The organism is Micromonospora sp. WMMD708, assembly GCF_049315245.1.
In the GTDB taxonomy this organism is placed as follows: domain Bacteria; phylum Actinomycetota; class Actinomycetes; order Mycobacteriales; family Micromonosporaceae; genus Micromonospora; species Micromonospora wenchangensis.
The window spans coordinates 1,837,365-1,854,053 of sequence record NZ_CP186060.1 but is presented as its reverse complement, the minus strand read 5'-3'; the positions used below and the strand labels follow the sequence as shown (position 1 = coordinate 1,854,053).

The 16,689-nt window shown below is 74.1% G+C and carries 14 protein-coding genes and 1 pseudogene; 8 read left to right on the top strand and 7 right to left on the bottom strand.

Annotated elements, in window-relative coordinates; all coding sequences use genetic code 11:
• Positions 1-36: 36 nt before the first annotated feature.
• The 3 genes from ACN260_RS08450 (at position 37) to ACN260_RS08440 (ending at position 2,927) form a co-directional block, all read left to right on the top strand.
• Complete coding sequence (locus tag ACN260_RS08450; protein ID WP_422755432.1) at positions 37-1,269, top strand: sensor histidine kinase; 1,233 nt, start codon at positions 37-39, stop codon at positions 1,267-1,269.
• The gene (locus ACN260_RS08445; RefSeq protein ID WP_422755431.1) at positions 1,262-1,969 is read left to right on the top strand and encodes a response regulator; all 708 of its coding nucleotides are present in this window, start codon (positions 1,262-1,264) and stop codon (positions 1,967-1,969) included. The genes ACN260_RS08450 and ACN260_RS08445 overlap by 8 nt, the downstream gene beginning before the upstream one ends.
• A gap of 106 nt (positions 1,970-2,075) precedes the next feature.
• Positions 2,076-2,927: a serine hydrolase gene (locus ACN260_RS08440; RefSeq protein ID WP_422755430.1), complete on the top strand. Its 852-nt coding sequence runs from the start codon at positions 2,076-2,078 to the stop codon at positions 2,925-2,927.
• An 8-nt stretch (positions 2,928-2,935) separates the two neighbouring features.
• Here ACN260_RS08440 and ACN260_RS08435 read toward each other — a convergent pair whose 3' ends face one another.
• The gene (locus ACN260_RS08435; protein WP_422755429.1) at positions 2,936-3,733 is read right to left on the bottom strand and encodes a tyrosine-protein phosphatase; all 798 of its coding nucleotides are present in this window, start codon (positions 3,731-3,733) and stop codon (positions 2,936-2,938) included.
• Between the two features lie 43 nt (positions 3,734-3,776).
• Between ACN260_RS08435 and ACN260_RS08430 the strand changes: the two genes are divergently transcribed.
• A complete protein-coding gene (locus tag ACN260_RS08430; RefSeq protein WP_422755428.1) occupies positions 3,777-4,874 on the top strand; it encodes a mandelate racemase/muconate lactonizing enzyme family protein in 1,098 nt (365 codons plus the stop codon).
• A 61-nt stretch (positions 4,875-4,935) separates the two neighbouring features.
• Positions 4,936-5,874 carry an NlpC/P60 family protein gene (locus ACN260_RS08425; RefSeq protein WP_422755427.1) on the top strand — a complete coding sequence of 313 codons (939 nt, stop codon included), beginning with the start codon at positions 4,936-4,938 and terminating at the stop codon, positions 5,872-5,874.
• A 21-nt stretch (positions 5,875-5,895) separates the two neighbouring features.
• Here the strand turns inward: ACN260_RS08425 and ACN260_RS08420 are convergent, their stop codons facing one another.
• Positions 5,896-6,894, bottom strand: a complete 999-nt coding sequence (locus tag ACN260_RS08420) for a TerC family protein (protein ID WP_422755426.1) — start codon at positions 6,892-6,894, stop codon at positions 5,896-5,898.
• Positions 6,895-7,337: 443 nt separating this feature from the next.
• On the opposite strand from ACN260_RS08420, the gene ACN260_RS08415 reads away from it, so the two are divergent.
• Positions 7,338-7,631 (top strand): antibiotic biosynthesis monooxygenase family protein, encoded by a 294-nt coding sequence (locus ACN260_RS08415; protein ID WP_302746431.1) that lies wholly within the window; start codon positions 7,338-7,340, stop codon positions 7,629-7,631.
• Between the two features lie 384 nt (positions 7,632-8,015).
• Positions 8,016-8,777: an SDR family oxidoreductase gene (locus tag ACN260_RS08410; RefSeq protein WP_422755425.1), complete on the top strand. Its 762-nt coding sequence runs from the start codon at positions 8,016-8,018 to the stop codon at positions 8,775-8,777.
• A 108-nt stretch (positions 8,778-8,885) separates the two neighbouring features.
• Here ACN260_RS08410 and ACN260_RS08405 read toward each other — a convergent pair.
• From ACN260_RS08405 to uvrB, 4 genes and pseudogenes are all read right to left on the bottom strand, one after another.
• A pseudogene (locus ACN260_RS08405) lies at positions 8,886-9,743 on the bottom strand (helix-turn-helix domain-containing protein); the annotation flags it as partial.
• A 161-nt stretch (positions 9,744-9,904) separates the two neighbouring features.
• On the bottom strand, positions 9,905-10,273 hold the full coding sequence (locus ACN260_RS08400; RefSeq protein ID WP_422755424.1) for a VOC family protein: 369 nt from the start codon (positions 10,271-10,273) through the stop codon (positions 9,905-9,907).
• A 23-nt stretch (positions 10,274-10,296) separates the two neighbouring features.
• A complete protein-coding gene (locus ACN260_RS08395; RefSeq protein ID WP_422755423.1) occupies positions 10,297-11,205 on the bottom strand; it encodes a helix-turn-helix domain-containing protein in 909 nt (302 codons plus the stop codon).
• Positions 11,202-13,310: an excinuclease ABC subunit UvrB gene (uvrB, locus tag ACN260_RS08390; protein ID WP_422755422.1), complete on the bottom strand. Its 2,109-nt coding sequence runs from the start codon at positions 13,308-13,310 to the stop codon at positions 11,202-11,204. Before uvrB ends, ACN260_RS08395 begins: the two co-directional genes overlap by 4 nt.
• A gap of 389 nt (positions 13,311-13,699) precedes the next feature.
• Between uvrB and ACN260_RS08385 the strand changes: the two genes are divergently transcribed.
• Positions 13,700-15,241, top strand: coding sequence for a hypothetical protein (locus ACN260_RS08385; RefSeq protein ID WP_422755421.1), 1,542 nt, complete (start codon positions 13,700-13,702; stop codon positions 15,239-15,241).
• Positions 15,242-15,287: 46 nt separating this feature from the next.
• On the opposite strand, the gene coaE is transcribed toward ACN260_RS08385, so the two are convergent.
• Positions 15,288-16,496 carry a dephospho-CoA kinase gene (gene coaE / locus ACN260_RS08380; protein ID WP_422755420.1) on the bottom strand — a complete coding sequence of 403 codons (1,209 nt, stop codon included), beginning with the start codon at positions 16,494-16,496 and terminating at the stop codon, positions 15,288-15,290.
• Positions 16,497-16,689 lie beyond the last annotated feature (193 nt).

Below are 16,689 nucleotides of genomic sequence, written 5' to 3'. Positions count from 1 at the left end.
CGCCCGTACCCGTGAGCCCTGGTTAACGTGATCCACATGCGACTGCGCCGCCCCGGTCTCCCACCGTTCGACCTGCTCGATGTCGCCCTCGCGGTCGGGTCGTTCGGGCTGTTCACCCTTCCCGTGCTGCTCCGTGGCTCCGGACACGCCCCGACGGCGGCGATCGCCGTGTTGGGCGCCGCCGCGACCGTGCCGCTGGTGGTGCGCCGGTCGGCCCCGGTGCTGGTGCTGGTCACGGTGTCGCTGGTCCTCGTCGTGGCGGCGGTGGCCGATGTCGGGTTCACCGTGTTCCACAGCAACGCGGGCCCGGCGCTGGGCATCGCGGTGCTGACGGTGGCCGACCGGCTGCCGCCCGCCCGGTCGCTGCGGGCGAGCGTGGCCGCGGTCGGGCTGGTCACCGTGGCGGAGGTGACCGCCATGCAGATACATCCGGGCACCGGGCAGAACGCGATCCAGCTGGTGCTCGCGATCCCGGCGTGGTTGCTCGGGTACGCGTTCGGTGCCCGCCGGCAGGCGGAACGACGGTTGCGCGCGGAGGAGCAGGAGCGGGCGCGGGAGGCCGAGCGTCGGGTCCGCGCGGAGGAACGGGTGCGGGTGTCGGCGGACGTCCACGACATCGTGTCGCACACGCTGAGCATGATCGCGGTACGGTCGGGGGTGGCGCGGATGGTGCTCGAACAGCGGCCGGACGAGGCACTGGTCGCGCTGTCGGCGATCGAGACAGCCAGCCGCAGCGCGCTGGACGAGTTGCGCACGGTGCTGCACTCGTTGCGCGACGTTCCGGGCGACCCACGGCGCACCGGCGGCGCACTGAACGTCGGCCCGGCCGCCGAGCGGCCGACGCTCGCCCACCTCCGTTCGCTCGTCGGCAACCTGCGTGACGACGGCTATCCGATCACCCTCACGTTGGCCACGGACGCCGCCGCATCGCCACCGGTCGAGGAGTCGGCCTATCGCGTCGTGCAGGAGGCTCTGACGAACGTGGTACGCCACGCCGGCCGGGTGGCGACATCCGTCGAGGTCGGGCAGGACCCGCACGGGCTGAGCATCGCGGTGTCCAACTCCGCCCCGGTCGCGGGCACGTCCGGGGCCGGCCACGGTTCCGGACACGGCCTGGCCGGGATGCGCGACCGGGTCGCCCTGTACGACGGCACGGTCACGGCGGGACCGCGTCGCGACGGTGGTTTCGCGGTGCTCGTCCGTTTCCCGTCAGGGCCGGTGAACCGGTCCGGAGACGTCGACCGGGACGGGGCGGACAGCCGTGGGTGACCTCGACGCCGGCACCGGCGGCTCGACGGCACCGGTCCGGGTGCTGGTCGTGGACGACGAGGCGTTGGTCCGCGCCGGGTTCCGCGTCCTCCTGGAGGCCTCACCGGGGCTCACGGTGGTCGGCGAGGCGGCCGACGGTGCCGCCGCGGTCCGCCAGTGCCGCGCGCTGAAGCCGGACGTCCTGCTCATGGACATCCGCATGCCGGTCATGGACGGCCTGGAAGCCACCCGCCACATCGCCGACGACGACAGCATCGACGCCCGCGTACTGATCGTCACGACGTTCGGGGAGGACGAACACGTCTTCGCCGCGTTGCGCGCCGGAGCGAGCGGGTTCGTCCTCAAGGACACACCCCCGGAGGATCTGCTCGCCGCCATCCGCATCGTCGCCGGTGGCGAGGCGCTGCTGACCCCACGGGTGACCACGCGGCTGGTCGCCGAGTTCGTGCGCAACACCTCCGTCCGGAGCACCCCGGTGACCCGCCCGGACGGGCTTACCGACCTGACCGAGCGGGAACGTGAGGTGCTCGTCCAGGTCGCGGCCGGAAAGTCGAACGCGGAGATCGCCGACGACCTCACCGTCAGCCTCAACACGGTGAAGACCCACGTGAGCCGGCTGCTGTTCAAACTGTCGGCCCGCGACCGGGCACAACTCGTCGTGTGCGCCTACGAGTGCGGTCTGGTGACACCAGGAAAGTAGGGGGCAGCGGGTCACGGCGGCGCGACGACACCGCCGGCACGTCCCGGCACCCTCCCGGAAGCCGCCGGGCCGTCCCGGTGGGCCGGATTCGGCTAGCGTCACGGGCATGACCTGGGATGACCTCGACGCCCGGCTGGACCGGGTGCCCGGCACCGTCTCGGCGTACCTGGGCCGACCCGACGCCCCACCCACCTGGACCCGCACCCCCGACGCCACCCACTACGCGGCCAGCACCATGAAGGTCGCGGTGCTGCTGGCCCTGTACCGGGCCGCCGAGGCCGGCACGCTCGACCTGGACACCCCGGTGCCGGTGGTCAACGACTTCACCTCGGCCCGGCCGGGCGCACCCCGGTTCGCCTGCGCCCGGGCCTACGACAACGACGACGCCGTCTGGCAACGGCTCGGCGGGCGGGTCACCCCGCGCTGGCTCGCCGACCGGATGATCACCCGGTCCGGCAACCTCGCCACCAACCTGATCATCGAACTCCTCGGCCTGCCCGCCGTCGCCGAGGCGTGGCGGCTCGCCGGGGCCCGGCACAGCGTCACCGGCCGGGGCATCGAGGACGCCGCCGCCCGGGAGTCCGGCATCACCAACCTGGTCACCGCCGCCGACCTGGCGGCCCTGCTCGGCGGGCTGGCCCTCGGCGCGCACCGGCCCGGCCCGCTAGCCTCCCCGGCGGCCTGCACCGCCATGGTCGACGTGCTGCTCGACCAGCGCCACCGCGACGACCTCGCCGCCGGACTGCCCGCCGGCACCCGGATCGCCCACAAGAACGGCTGGGTACGCGGCGTGCGGCACAGCGCCGGCGTGGTCCTGCCCGACGACGCCCCGGCGTACGTGATCGCCGTCTGCTTCACCACCGACCCCGCCACCGCGCCCGACGACCTCGACGCCTGCCGGCTGCTGGCGGAGGTCTCGGCGACCGCCTGGGCCGCCCGGCACGACCTCACCGGCTGACCCGCGCATCAGTCCAGCAGATGGGTCCGCAGGGCGTCCCGGAGCCGTGGGGTCACCCCCAACCCGTCGGCCAGGTACGCGTCGAACGACCCGTGCCGGCGGCGCACCTCGTCGAAGCCGGCGTCCAGGTACTCCGGGCGCACCTCCAGCACCGCCCGGACCGTCTCCGGGTCCAGCTCCGGCCGCCGCCGCAGCATCGCCGCGGACGCCTCGCCGCGCAGCTCCACCGTCAACGCGTTGTGCCGCAGATAGTCGGCCCGGACCGTCTCCTCGTCGACGCCGAGGGCGGTGAGCAGCACCACCGCCAGCCACCCGGTGCGGTCCTTGCCCGCCGAACAGTGGAACAGCAGCGGCAGGTTGACCGGGTCGGCCGCCAGCCGCACCGCGCGGGCGAACCCCTCCCGGGCCACCGAGCCGCTGACGAACCACCGGTAGAGCTCCTCCATCGCCGCCGCCGCACCCCGCCGGGCCGCCTCGTCGTGGCCGGTGAGGTCGTGACCGAGCAGCACCGCCGACAGGTAGCCGAACCCGGGGTGCGCCGGGTCGAGCACCGGCAGCCGCACCAGGTGGGGGTCACCGACCAGCCGGTTCGGCGGGGCGGACGCCGTCTCGGTGTCGTCGCGCAGATCCACCACGCAGGCCGGGGCGAGCCGGCCCAGCACCGTCAGGTCGGCCTCGGTCAACCGGCCCAGCGCCGGGGTGCGGATCAGTCGGCCGGGGCGTACCCGCCGGCCGTCACGGGTGGGCAGTCCGCCCAGGTCACGGGCGTTCGGCGCACCCGCCAGCGTCCAGCTTCCCACGGTCATCGGCGCGCTCCTTCGGTGACGACGTGCGTATAGGGTGCCGCACATGACGATCGCCGTGGTACGCACCCACCGGCTGTCCGCGCCGCTGCACACCCCGTTCGTCACCGCGCTGCGGCGCACCACCACCGTGGAGACCCTGGTGGTGGAGGTGACCGACACCGACGGGCGGTCCGGCTTCGGCGAGGCCCCGCAGGTGTGGCAGGTCACCGGGGCGTCGGTGGCCGGCGCGGAGTCCTGCGTCCGGGACGTGCTCGCCCCGGCGGTGGTCGGTCGGGACGCCGACGACGTGCTGGCCCGCTGCGCCGAGGTCGCGGCGGCGGTGGCCGGCAACGAGGCGGCCCGGGCCGCGCTGGACGTGGCGCTGCACGATCTGGCGGCACGGCGGCTCGGCGTACCCCTGGTGCGGTTGCTCGGTGGGACGGCGCTGCGGGTGCCGACGGACGTCACGCTGGCCGCCGGGGCCGGCGCGGACCTGGCGGTGGCCGCCCGGCAGCGGTGCGACGAGGGCTTCGACGTGCTGAAGCTGAAGGTCGGCACCGACCCGGCGGGCGACCTGGAACGGGTCCGCGCCGTCCGGGCGGCCGTCGGCCCGCAGGTGCGGCTGCGGTTGGACGCCAACCAGGGGTGGACGCCCCGGGAGGCGGTCCGGGTGATCCGGGGTGTCGAGGACGCCGGGCTCGACGTGGAGCTGGTCGAACAGCCGGTGGCCCGGTGGGACCTGGACGGCATGGCCTGGGTCGCCGACCGGGTGGACGTGCCCATCCTCGCCGACGAGGCGGTGTTCGGGGTGCGGGACCTGGTCGCGGTGATCCGGCGCCGGGCGGCCGACCTGGTCAACGTCAAGCTCGCCAAGTGCGGTGGCCTGCGCCCGGCGCGGACCCTGCTGGAGTTGGCCCGGGAACACGGTATGGGCACCCTGGTCGGGTCCATGATGGAAAGTCAGGTCGGGGTCGGCGCGGCGGCCAGCCTGGCCGCCGCCTACCGGACCAGCGCCGTGTCCGACCTGGACGCCGCCTGGTGGCTGGCCTGGTCACCGGTGCGCGGAGGGCTGCGTTACGAGGGTGCGACGGTGGTGCTGCCGGACGCGCCAGGGCTCGGCATCACCGCCGTGACCGAAACAAAGATTCAGCACCGAGGTTGATGATCGCAGCTTTTCTTCCTATGGTCCGGGTGGGGCACCGACGCGTGAGCCGGAGGTCGACGTGGAGTTGGAGCCGGGCCGGGAGGCCGTCGTCCGGGTGGCCGTCGCCACCCTCTGGACCGACCCCGCGGCGACCCGCCCGGTCGACCGGCCCGCCCTGGCGGTGCCCTCGGACACCGACGGCTGGATCACCGGGATGGACGCCGACCAACGGGTCGGCGACTGTGTGCTCAGTCAGCTGCTGCTCGGCGAACGGGTGCTGGTGACCGCGCTGCACCCCGACGGCTGGGCCCGGGTGGTCGCGGTGCAGCAGGCAGCACCCCGCCTCGATACGCGCGGCTACCCCGGCTGGCTGCCCGCCGCCCAGCTCACCCCGGCCACCCCCGGCGGCGGCCCGGCCGATCCGCTCGTCGTCGACGCGGTCAGCACCGGCCTGCGGGTCACCCCCGCCGGCCCGGTCGCCCTGCCCGGGGTCGTCCTCGGCACCCGGCTGCACCCGGCCGGTCCCGCCGTCGACGGGTGGCGGCCGGTCCGGGCACCCGGGCGGCCCGGTCCGCTGTGGGTCCCCGAGGCCGACGTCACCGACCTGCCGGACACCCCGCCGACGGCCGACGACGTGCTCGCCGTCGCCACCCGGCTGCGCGACGTCGCGTACGTCTGGGGTGGGCTGTCCGGGCACGGGATCGACTGTTCCGGCCTGGTCCACCTGGTGTGGCGACGGCTCGGCGTGACACTGCCCCGCGACGCCGACGACCAGGCGGCGGCCACCACGCCCGTACCGGCCGGTGAGGAACGCCCCGGCGACCTGTACTTCTTCGCCCGGCCGGGGCGGGGCATCCACCACGTCGGCCTGGTGACCGCCGGGCGGGGGCCACGGATGCTGCACGCCTGCTACCGGCAGCGGCGGGTGCTGACCGAGCCGCTGCCGCCCGACCGGGTCGCCACCCTGGTCGGCGCGCACCGGGTCCGACCGGGAACGGGCGCCACCGCAGTGCGGTGACGCCCGTCGGTGGCACTACGGTCAGCGACGCGCCTCGACCAGCTCACGCCGCCGGTCCCGGGACGACTTGACCAGGCTGGCCACCGTCGCGACGGCGAGACAGCCGATGATGACCGACAACGACAGCCAGATCGGGATGTGCGGGGCCCAGCCGATGGGCTCACCACCGTTGAGGAACGGCAGCTTGTTGTCGGCCAGCGCCTCCAGCACCAGCTTGACGCCGATGAAGCCGAGCACCACCGCCAGGCCGTAGCTGAGGTAGACCAGCCGGTCGAGCAGCCCGCCGACCAGGAAGTAGAGCTGCCGCAGGCCCATCAGCGCGAAGACGTTCGCGGTGAAGACCAGGTACGGCTCCTTGGTGATCCCGAAGATCGCCGGGATCGAGTCCAGCGCGAAGATCAGGTCGGTGGTGCCGATCGCGATCATCACCACCAGCATCGGGGTGAACAGCCGCCGGCCGGCCTCGTGGGTGGTGAGCTTCGCGCCGTCGTAGTCCCGCGACAGCGGCAGCGCCTTGCGGCTCCACCGGATCAGGACGTTCTCCTTGAACTCGTCCTCCTCCGGCTCGCCCTGGCGGGCCAGGTTGATCGCCGTGTAGATGAGGAACGCGCCGAAGATGTAGAACACCCAGGAGAACTGGGAGATCAGCGCCGCACCGGCGGCGATGAAACCACCGCGCATGACCAGGGCCAGCACGATGCCGATGAGCAGCACCTTCTGCTGGTACTTCCGGGGCACCCGGAACCGGGCCATGATGATCACGAAGACGAAGAGGTTGTCCACCGAGAGGCTGTACTCGGTGAGCCACCCGGTGTAGAACTGGCCGGCCACGTCGCCACCGGCGGTGACCCACAGCCCGGCCCCGAACAGCAGCGCCAGGCCGACGTAGAAGCTGACCCAGAGGCTCGACTCACGGACGCTGGGCTCGTGCGGCCGGCGGCCGATGATGAAGAGGTCGGCGAGCAGCACCGCCGTCAGTGCGACGAGGGTTCCCGCCCACACCATTCCGGACACGTTCAATCCATTCCTCCGGCAGACACGCGGCGTCGGGCACACCGTACGCCGCGTGACGGCGAGGTGGGCGACGACGCACACACTGGTGACTGTCGGAGGTCTCTTCCGCCAGCGACCCGCTGGCGGGGCGCTGACCGGCGGAGCCGGGTCGAGCTGTCGGGTGACGCTCGACCGTGCTGACGACTCCGTCGCGGGGGAATACTCCCCTCCTCGGCCGCCATTGTTCACCATCGAGGGCTGCGGGCGCATCTCCTGCGGCGTGCATTGCCGGCAGCATCACGTTCCGACCTCACCCGACCTGGCCGTCCGCTCCCCTCCGGACCACACCGCCTGGGCATCCTAGGAGGCTAGGTGTAGCGGGAAACGCCTGATTGGTGGCGTTCTGCGGGATCGGGGGTGGAGTCGCCCCGGCGCACCACGGGCGGGGTGCGGCGTGGCAGGCTGTCGGCATGGTGCTTGAGGTCGCGCTCATCGACGTACTGCCCGGACACGAGGACGATTTCGCCGCCGCCTACGCGCAGGCGCACGCCATCATCGTCGCCGCCGAGGGATGCCGCTCGGTCCGGATGACCCGGGGCATCGAGTCCCCCTCCCGATTCGTGCTGCTGGTCGAGTGGGACTCGGTGCAGGCACACGAGGACAACTTCCGGGCCACCGAGGCGTTCGGCAGGTGGCGGGCGCTGATCGGCCCGCACTTCGCCGGTCCACCCCGGGTCGAGCACTTCGTCGACGTACCGGCCTGAGCCGGGTCGGCACCGCGGTCCGGCCGGCGTCCCGACGGCCTCCGACAACTTCCTGAAAAATTTACTCCGGTCGATCCGAATCTGTCGTACCCCTGGGATACCGTGCGGCGCACGCGCGGCGACCGGTCCCGACACGTTCGGGGGTGCCGGGTCCGGTGCTCGCGCGGTGAGCCGTCGTGGCCGCCGGCCGCCGGGTCGACCCCGGTGACCGGCCGGCCCCGCCGTCACCGCCGCCACCGACCGCCCCGGCGCACCGTCGCCACCCGCAGCCTCGGCCCACCCTCGCCACCGGGGCGGCCTCGGCAGCCCGTCGACGCACCGGCGGTGGGCGTCGTGCGGGGTTAATCCGTGGCGTCCGCCACGGCGGGCCGGTTGACTGCCCGGATGACCGCACGGGTGTTCCTGGTGACCGGGGTGAGCCGCCGGATCGGCATCGGCGCGGCGGTCGCCCGCATCCTCGCCGCCGACGGGCACCGGCTGCTGCTGACCGGGCTGCCCGGCTACGACGAGGCGCAGCCCTACGGCGGCGACCCGCAGGGCGTACCGGCGCTGCTGGCCGAGCTGGGCGGGGTCACCGCTTACACTGCGGCCGACCTGCTCGACCCGGCTGCCCCGGCCGCGCTGGTCGCCGAGGCGGTACGCCGGCACGGCCGGCTCGACGGCGTGGTGGCGACCCACGCCTACTCCACCCCCACCAGCCTGGGCGGATTGGACGCCACAGAAATCGACAGGCACCTGCTGGTGAACGTCCGGGCCACGCTGCTGCTGGCCGACGCGTTCGCCACCGCCTTCACCGCCGGGTCGGGCGGCCGGCTGGTGCTCTTCTCCAGCGGCCAGCGCCTCGGCCCGATGCCCGACGAGTTGGCCTACGCGGCCAGCAAGGCCGGGGTGGAGAACCTCGCCGCGCAACTCGCCCCGGTGCTGATGCCCCGCGGGATCACCGTCAACTGCCTCAACCCCGGGCCGACCGACACCGGCTACGCCCCACCCGAGGCGCACGCCGCGGTGGCGGCACTCTTCCCGTCCGGCCGCTGGGGCACCCCGCAGGAGGCCGCCCGGCTGGTGCGTTTCCTCTGCTCACGGGAGGCGGACTGGATCACCGGCCAGGTCATCGACTCCGAGGGTGGCTTCAACCGTTACCGGTGAGTCCGCCCGACCGGCGCCCTCCGGGGTGGGGGACGGCACATCGGCGCTCTCCCGAGCGTCCCACCCGGCCAGGTCGTCCGCCGCCGGACCGGCCGTACCGGCGGCGAGGGCGGCGACCCGGCGGCGGAGCAGCTCCGCCGTCTCCGCCGCGCTGAGCGCGGCGGCGGACAGCCAGCCGGTCATCCTGTCGTAGCGCCCGACGTCGACCTCGGAGGCCAGCCGCACGTCGGTGGTCAACGCCTCCAGCATCACCGTGCGCGGGTCGGCCGGGTCGGGGAACGAGTAACACGAGAAGGCGGTCAACGGGTACGCCCCACCACGCGGGGCCGCCGTCCCGGGCACCACCCGGATCGTCACGTGCGGCAGCTCGGCCAGGGCCAGCAGGTGCTCCAACTGCTCGTGCCACATGTCGGCGGGCAGGCCGGCGGGATCGCAGACCCGCTCGTCGAGCAGGGCCGTGTAGTGCGGCGGGTCGGGGCGGCGCAGCAGCCCCTGCCGGGTGAGCCGGGCCCGCAGGTCGGCCTCGACGTCGACGTCCGGGTGCAGCAGCCGGCCGGCCGTGATCCGCAGCCGGGCGTAGCCGGGTGCCTGGAGCAGGCCGGGCAGCACCGCCGGCTGGTATTCCACGATGGTCGCCGCGCCCGCCTCCAGCTCGGCGTAGGTGCGCTGCCGCTCGCTCATCTCGCCGAGCGCCTTCCACCAGCCGCGCCCGGTCGCCGCGTCGCGGGCGATGACGATCAGCGCCTCCCGCTGCGGCGACGGGACCTCGTAGATGTCGAGCAGGTCGAGCACGTCGGCGAGGTCGGGCCGGCTCTGTCCCAGCTCGATGCGGGACAGCTTGGAGGTGGAGGCCCAGCCCAACCGGGCGCAGACCTGTTCCAGGGTCAGCGCCTCCCGCCTGCGCAACTGGCGCAGTTCGGCGCCGAGCCTCGCGCGTCGAATGACAGGACTCGATGACAATGGCATCCCGGCCTCCCCACGAGGGAGGGTACGCAGGATCATCACCCAGGGCAACAGTTTGCTTGCACACCGCAATGCCTATCTGAGTAGCTCTCAGGTCACGCCGCCGCCGGACGGCCCCGAACGGCAGCCCCCCGTCTCCACGGCGGCCGTTCGGGGCACCCCGGTCAGGGCCGGTAGGTGCCGAACGACCAGACGTTGCCGGCGAGGTCCCGGGCCGCGTAGTCCCGGGAACCGTAGTCGGTGTCGAACGGCGCCCGGATGATCTCCGCCCCGGCCGCCCGCGCGCGATCGTGGTGGGCGTCCGGGTCGTCGACCGCCACATAGACGGCGTAGTCGTCGTCGGCCGGCCGGTCCGGTCGACCCCGGCCGGTGCCGAGCATGACGATGCCGTCGCCGAGCGCCAGTTCGGCGTGTGCCACCGTGCCGTCCGGACCGTCGTGCACCGCATGGACCCGGAACCCGAACGCGGCGCAGAGCCAGTCGATCGCCGCCCGTGCGTCGGGGTACCGGAAGGTGGGGTAGATGCTCGTCATGCGTCGAGTGTGCCGGCCGGCGCTCAGCCCGGATTGGACGAATGGGAACCCGGCCGACCCAGTGCCGCCGGGGTCATCCCGGTGAACTCCCGGAACTCCCGGATCAGGTGCGACTGGTCGTAGTACCCCCAGCGCGCCGCCAGTTCGGCCCAGCCGTCCGCTGGCCCTGTCCGGCGGTCCGCCGGCCCGGCGGGGTCCGGCGGGGCGGACACCGCGTCCTGCCGGCCCAGCATCGCGTACGCCCGCTGGAAACGCAGCAGCCGGGCGGTCGTCTTCGGGCCCAGCCCCAGCTCCCGGCGGAACCGCGCGGCCAGGTGCCGGCGGCTCCACCCGAGTTCGCCGGCCAACGCGCCGATGCCGAGGTGGCCGGCCGAGCCGGCGAGCAGTTCCCAGGCCCGGCCGAGGTGCGGATCGACCGGGTCGGCGTCCGCCAGCCGGGCGTCGAGCGCCGCGTCGAGCAGGGCGAACCGGTGGGGCCAGTCCGGTGCCCCGGCCAGCCGGACCCGCAGCCGGTCGAGCCACGGGTCGGGCAGCCCGTCGACCGCCACCGCCCGGTTGGCCAACTCCCCCAGCGGCACCCCGAGCACCCGGCGGGCCGCCGGCGGGGTGAGCGTCAACTGCACCCCCGCACCGGCACCGGCCGTCGAGGTCGTGCAGTAGCCGTCGTACGGCCCGGCCACGAACGAGTCCACCCGGTACGCGCTGTGTGCCGCCGAGCGCGGGTTCAGCACGTCGAGCGGGGCACCCCAGCCGAGGATGAGGACCACGAACGCGCCGGCCGCCTCATGCCGGACCAGTGGCGGCGCGCCCCGCCCGGACGCCACGCCGACCGGAACACCCTCCCGGTAGCCCAGGTACCGACCCACGACGGGACGTAGCCGGGCTGCCGGCAGGCCGACACACACCTCGTCCAGCACCGGTCCGCCCGTCACTTCACCCCGGCGGCGTCCATCCCCCGCAGTTCCTTCTTGAGGTCGGCGACCTCGTCGCGGATCCGCGCGGCCAGCTCGAACTGCAACTCCCGGGCGGCGGCGAGCATCTGGTCGTTGAGCTCCTGGATGAGCTGTGCCAGGTCGGCGCGGGCCATCCCCTCCCGCGACGGCGTGCCGGCGGTGGCCCGACCGCGACTGCGGGTCTCCTTGACTGGGGCCTTACCCCGGGACAGTTGCCGGGCAGCCCCGCCGACCCGGGCGTTCTCGGTGTCCTCCGCCTCCCGGTAGATGTCGTCGAGGATGTCGTGGATCTTCTTGCGCAGCGGCTCGGGGCTGATCCCGTGTGCCTCGTTGTGCGCGATCTGCTTGGCCCGGCGGCGGTTGGTCTCGTCGATCGCCGACGCCATCGAGGGGGTGATCTTGTCGGCGTACATGTGGACCTGACCCGAGACGTTACGGGCGGCCCGGCCGATGGTCTGGATCAGCGACCGGCCGCTGCGCAGGAAGCCCTCCTTGTCGGCGTCGAGGATCGCCACCAGGGAGACCTCGGGCAGGTCGAGACCCTCCCGCAGCAGGTTGATGCCGACCAGCACGTCGTAGTCGCCCTTGCGCAACTCACGCAGCAGCTCCACCCGGCGCAGGGTGTCGACCTCGGAGTGCAGGTAACGCACCCGGATGCCGTTCTCCAGCAGGTAGTCGGACAGGTCCTCGGCCATCTTCTTGGTCAGCGTGGTGACCAGCACCCGCTCGTCGCGCTCGGTGCGCAGCTTGATCTCGTGCATCAGGTCGTCGATCTGCCCCCTGGTCGGCTTGATCACGACCTCCGGGTCGATCAGGCCGGTGGGGCGGATGACCTGCTCGACGAACTCGCCCTGGGCCTGCTCCAGCTCCCAGGGACCGGGGGTGGCGGAGAGGAAGACCATCTGCCCGACCCGCTCCAGGAACTCGTCGAAGCGCAGCGGCCGGTTGTCGGCGGCGCTGGGCAGCCGGAACCCGTGGTCGATGAGCATCCGCTTGCGCGAGGCGTCGCCCTCGAACATGCCGCCGATCTGCGGGATGGTGACGTGCGACTCGTCGACCACGGTGAGGAAGTCGTCGGGGAAGTAGTCGAGCAGGCAGTGCGGCGGGCTGCCGGGCAGCCGGCCGTCGATGTGCATCGAGTAGTTCTCGATGCCGGAGCAGAAGCCGACCTGCCGCATCATCTCCAGGTCGTAGGTGGTGCGCATCCGCAGCCGCTGCGCCTCCAGCAGCTTGCCCTGCCGTTCCAGCTCGGCCAGCCGCTCGGCCAGCTCGACCTCGATGTCCCGGGTGGCCCGTTCCATCCGCTGCGGGCCGGCCGCGTAGTGGGTGGCCGGGAAGATCAACAGATTGTCGACCTCCCTGACCACGTCGCCGGTGAGCGGGTTGAGGTAGTAGAGCTTCTCCACCTCGTCGCCGAACAGCTCGATCCGGACGGCCAGCTCCTCGTACGCCGGGATGATCTCCAGCGTGTCGCCCCGGACCCGGAACGTGCCCCGCTGGAAGGCCATGTCGTTGCGGGTGTACTGGATGTCGACCAGGCGGCGCAGCAACTGGTCGCGGTCGAGTTCCTGCCCGACGACGACCCGCACGGCCCGGTCGAGGTACTCCTCCGGGGTGCCCAGGCCGTAGATGGCCGAGACGGTCGCCACCACGATCGTGTCCCGCCGGGTGAGCAGCGACATGGTCGCCTTGTGCCGCAGCCGCTCGACCTCCTCGTTGATCGAGGAGTCCTTCTCGATGTAGGTGTCGGTCTGCGGGATGTACGCCTCGGGCTGGTAGTAGTCGTAGTAGGAGACGAAATATTCCACCGAGTTGTGCGGGAGCAGCTCGCTGAACTCCTTGGCGAGCTGGGCGGCGAGGGTCTTGTTGGGGGCGAGCACCAGGGTCGGCCGTTGCAGCCGCTCGACCAGCCACGCCGTGGTGGCGCTCTTGCCGGTGCCGGTGGCGCCGAGCAGCACGGTGTTACGATCACCGCGCCGCACCCGACGCTCAAGATCATCGATGGCTGCCGGTTGGTCGCCGGCCGGCTGGAACTCGCTGACGACCTGAAAGCGACCGTCGAGCCGGGGAATGTCGAGCGCCATGGTCCCCACGGTACGCCGCGGGTCCGACACTTCCCCGCGATCGCCGGACAGCCCGGTGATCAGCTTCGATATTGCCATTGTGGCCCACATCCCAGCGGGCTAGCCTGGACACCGTAGGCCGCTCGCGGCGGCCGACCGCGACGGTGGCCGGGCCCTCGACAGGCTCCCACCGCCCGGCACCTGGGGTCGCAGCACCCGGACATCACCGGCGTGCGCATCCCGCGTGGTCGCGCCCCTGGCGCAGACCGGCCGCCGCGAGCGCCCCTGCACGTGGCTCCCACCGCCCCCCGAGGGCCGCCACCGGCACCCGGCGCCACCCACCGGCACCCGGGGCCGCCCCGCCCGCCCCGGTGGCGTCACTCCGCCCCGGCCGGCCCGTTCAACCACACGTGGACACCTCGCCCGACCAGCAACCACGCCCACCGGGGGGCGGTCCGGGCGTCCGCCGCGCCGGCCGCCACCACCGCCACGCCCCGGCGGAGGGCCCGTCGGGCCGGCGGCGGATCACCCTGGTCGCCCTGGTCGTGGTCGCCGTCACCGCCGCCGCCACCCTCGTGGCCGGCCTGCTCGCCGGCACCTCCGCCCCGACCGCCACGACGCGGGCGCTCACCGACGAGGAGGCCGAGCGGCTCGCCGCCGTCCGGGTCGGCACCTACCGGGACGTCCGGGCCGGGGTACGGGTGGCCGTCGGCACCGGGGCCGGCCGCACCGACCTGGTCGGCTGGGTCGACTGGTCCCGCCCGCTGGCCTACCTCGACGTCGGCGGCCCGGGGGCCGGGCAGGACCGGGGCCTGGTGCAGGCCACCCCGTCGGCGGTGGTGCAGCGCCCCGACCCCGCCGCGATCGTGACCCCGGCCCGGCCTCCCCTGGTGCCGCCCGGTGACCGCTGGCGGCGGCGGAACCCGCCACCCGGGCGGGGGCTGGCCGGGGCGCTCACCGTGCTCTTCGCGCTCGCCGCGGACCGGCCGGCGCCCGCCGCACCGCTACGTGCCGGTGGTGGCCGGTGGCTCGGCCGGGAGACCCTCGGCGGCGACCCGGTCGACATCCTCCAGGCCGCGCTGTGGCCGCCCCCCGCACCCGTTACCACCACATCCGCCGCCCCGTCGTCCGTCGACACCACGGCCGGCGGGCGGGCGGCCGACGACGCCGACCCGCGCTGGTGGGTGGACCGCGACGCGCGGCTGCGCCGCTGGTCGGGTCGGCTCGCCGACGGCACCCCGATCACGGTGGACCTGGACCGGGTTGACCGGCCCACACCCTGGCCCGTCGACGCGCTCGGCGGACGGCCCGGACTGCCCCGCGCCGCCACCGACGAGGAGACCGCCCGGCTGGGCCGGCTCGCCACCCGGCTGCGGACCGGGACCGGGAGCGCGACCGTCACCGTGACCGCGCCCCTCGGCAGCGCCGCCAACCTTCGCGGCGGCGGCTGGCTGAGCTGGTCGGCCGGCGTCGCCTACCTGTCCGTCGCCGAACTGGACACCCTCGGCCGCCGGACGCTGCGGCGTCGGGACCGGGCCGGCTTCGCCCGGGCGGACGTACCGGTCGGACCGCACACCGCGGCCACCGGCCCGTCAGCGACGCCGCCGCTGCCGCTGCCGACCGGGGCCGGCTGGCGGCTCGTGGGCCAGCCGGTCGACGAGTTGGACGTGCTGCTCGACGCGGCGCTACGGGCCGCCGGGCCGGCCCCGGACGCCACCACCACGGTCCACGTCCGCAGCGACCGGCGGGCCGGCCGCCCGGTGGACGTGTTCGAGGTACGCCGCCAGGGCCAACGGCTGCGGTACTGGCTGGACCGCTCCGGCTTCCTGCACCGGTTGGAGCTGCGCACCACCGGCGGGCTGTGGGCACAACTGGAGCTGACCCCCGGACCGCTGCCGGCGGGGATCGTCCCCGCCCACCGGAAACCGCCCCCGCCCACCCGGCCCCGTTGACCCGGCCCCGTTGACCCGGCAGGACGCGTTCAGTGCCGCCAGCCGGTCAGGGCCGCCAGCCGGTCTGCGCCGCCCAGTCCTGCGCCCGCAGGTACTCCTCGGCGAACCACGGGTCGTCGGCGGTGCCGGACCCTCCGCCGTCCGGCGCCGCCGCCGCCAGCTCCCGCTTCACCACCAGGTACGCCGCCCGGCGATCGGGGTCGGCACGCAGGTGGTCACGCATCAGCAGGGCGTGCCGCCAGCCGGCCGAGCCCGCCACCCGCAGGTGCACGGCGACCGGCCGGCCCGGGTCCGCGCTGCCGTGCAGCCGCTGCTCCCAGCCCCCGTCACCGCCACCACCCGTCCCGGCCTCGCGACCCACGGACCGGGGGCGGTCCCCCGGGACGCCGGGCACCCTCGGGAAGCCGGCGTCAGCGAGCCGGCGCGCCACCGGACCGTCCGCCTGCGCCATCGACGGCACGCTCACCTGCACGTCGATGACGTCCGGCCCGGCCAGCCCGGGGACGGCGGTGGGGCCGACATGGTCGATCCGCAGGTCGTCGGGGGCCAGCGCGTGCCGGATCCGGGCGGCGAGCCGGGCGTACTGCTGCGGCCAGGTCGGGTCGGACGCGGTCGGCACCGCCGGACCGCCCGAGGCCACCCGCTGCTCCCGCACGTTGCGCTCGTAGGGCACCAGGCGTGCCGACCAGAGGGCGTCCACGGCGGCGTGCAGTTCGTCGAGGCCACCGTCGTTGTCGAGCACCACGTCGGCCGCCGCGCCACGACGGGCGTCGTCGGCCTGCGCGGCGATCCGCCGCTCGGCCTCCGCACGGCTCATCCCCCGGGTCCGCACCAACCGCTCCAGCCGGGTGGCCACGGCCGTGCGCACCACCACCACCAGGTGGTACGTCGGCGCGAGCCCCACCTCCACCAGCAGCGGTACGTCGTTGACCACCACCGCGTCGGCGGGTGCCGCGGCGAACACCTCGGCGGACCGGGCGCGCACCCGGGGGTGGGTGATCTCCTCCAGCCGGCGACGGGCGGTCGCGTCGGCGAAGACCAACGCGCCCAGCGCCGCCCGGTCCAGGGTCCCGTCGGCGGTGAGCACCCGGTCGGAGAAGGCGGCGACGATCGCGGCCAGCCCTTCGGTGCCCGGTGCCACCACCTCCCGGGCTATCCGGTCGGAGTCGACGATCACCGCGCCCCGCTCGGCCAGCCGGGCCGCCACGGCGCTCTTGCCGGACCCGATGCCACCGGTCAAACCCACCCTCAGCACCGACCCAGTCAACCGGATCGCCTCCCACCCCACCACACCGCCCCGGCCGACTCGGTCCCCGCACCCGGGTCGCCGCGCCGGGTCGCCCCACCCGCGTCGCCGCACAACGTCGCCGATATTGCGGCATCCGACGCCGGCAAGCCCGCAGTGTTGGCGATGTAGCGGTATCCACGCTGACGACGGGAGCGGAGCA

Bases quoted from the DNA above. Each gene is read 5' to 3' on its own strand.
- ACN260_RS08450 (WP_422755432.1), top strand. From the start codon at position 37: ATGCGACTGCGCCGCCCCGGTCTCCCACCGTTCGACCTGCTCGATGTC.
- ACN260_RS08440 (WP_422755430.1), top strand. From the start codon at position 2,076: ATGACCTGGGATGACCTCGACGCCCGGCTGGACCGGGTGCCCGGCACC.
- ACN260_RS08435 (WP_422755429.1), bottom strand. From the start codon at position 3,733: ATGACCGTGGGAAGCTGGACGCTGGCGGGTGCGCCGAACGCCCGTGAC.
- ACN260_RS08430 (WP_422755428.1), top strand. From the start codon at position 3,777: ATGACGATCGCCGTGGTACGCACCCACCGGCTGTCCGCGCCGCTGCAC.
- ACN260_RS08415 (WP_302746431.1), top strand. From the start codon at position 7,338: ATGGTGCTTGAGGTCGCGCTCATCGACGTACTGCCCGGACACGAGGAC.
- ACN260_RS08410 (WP_422755425.1), top strand. From the start codon at position 8,016: ATGACCGCACGGGTGTTCCTGGTGACCGGGGTGAGCCGCCGGATCGGC.
- ACN260_RS08400 (WP_422755424.1), bottom strand. From the start codon at position 10,273: ATGACGAGCATCTACCCCACCTTCCGGTACCCCGACGCACGGGCGGCG.
- uvrB (WP_422755422.1), bottom strand. From the start codon at position 13,310: ATGGCGCTCGACATTCCCCGGCTCGACGGTCGCTTTCAGGTCGTCAGC.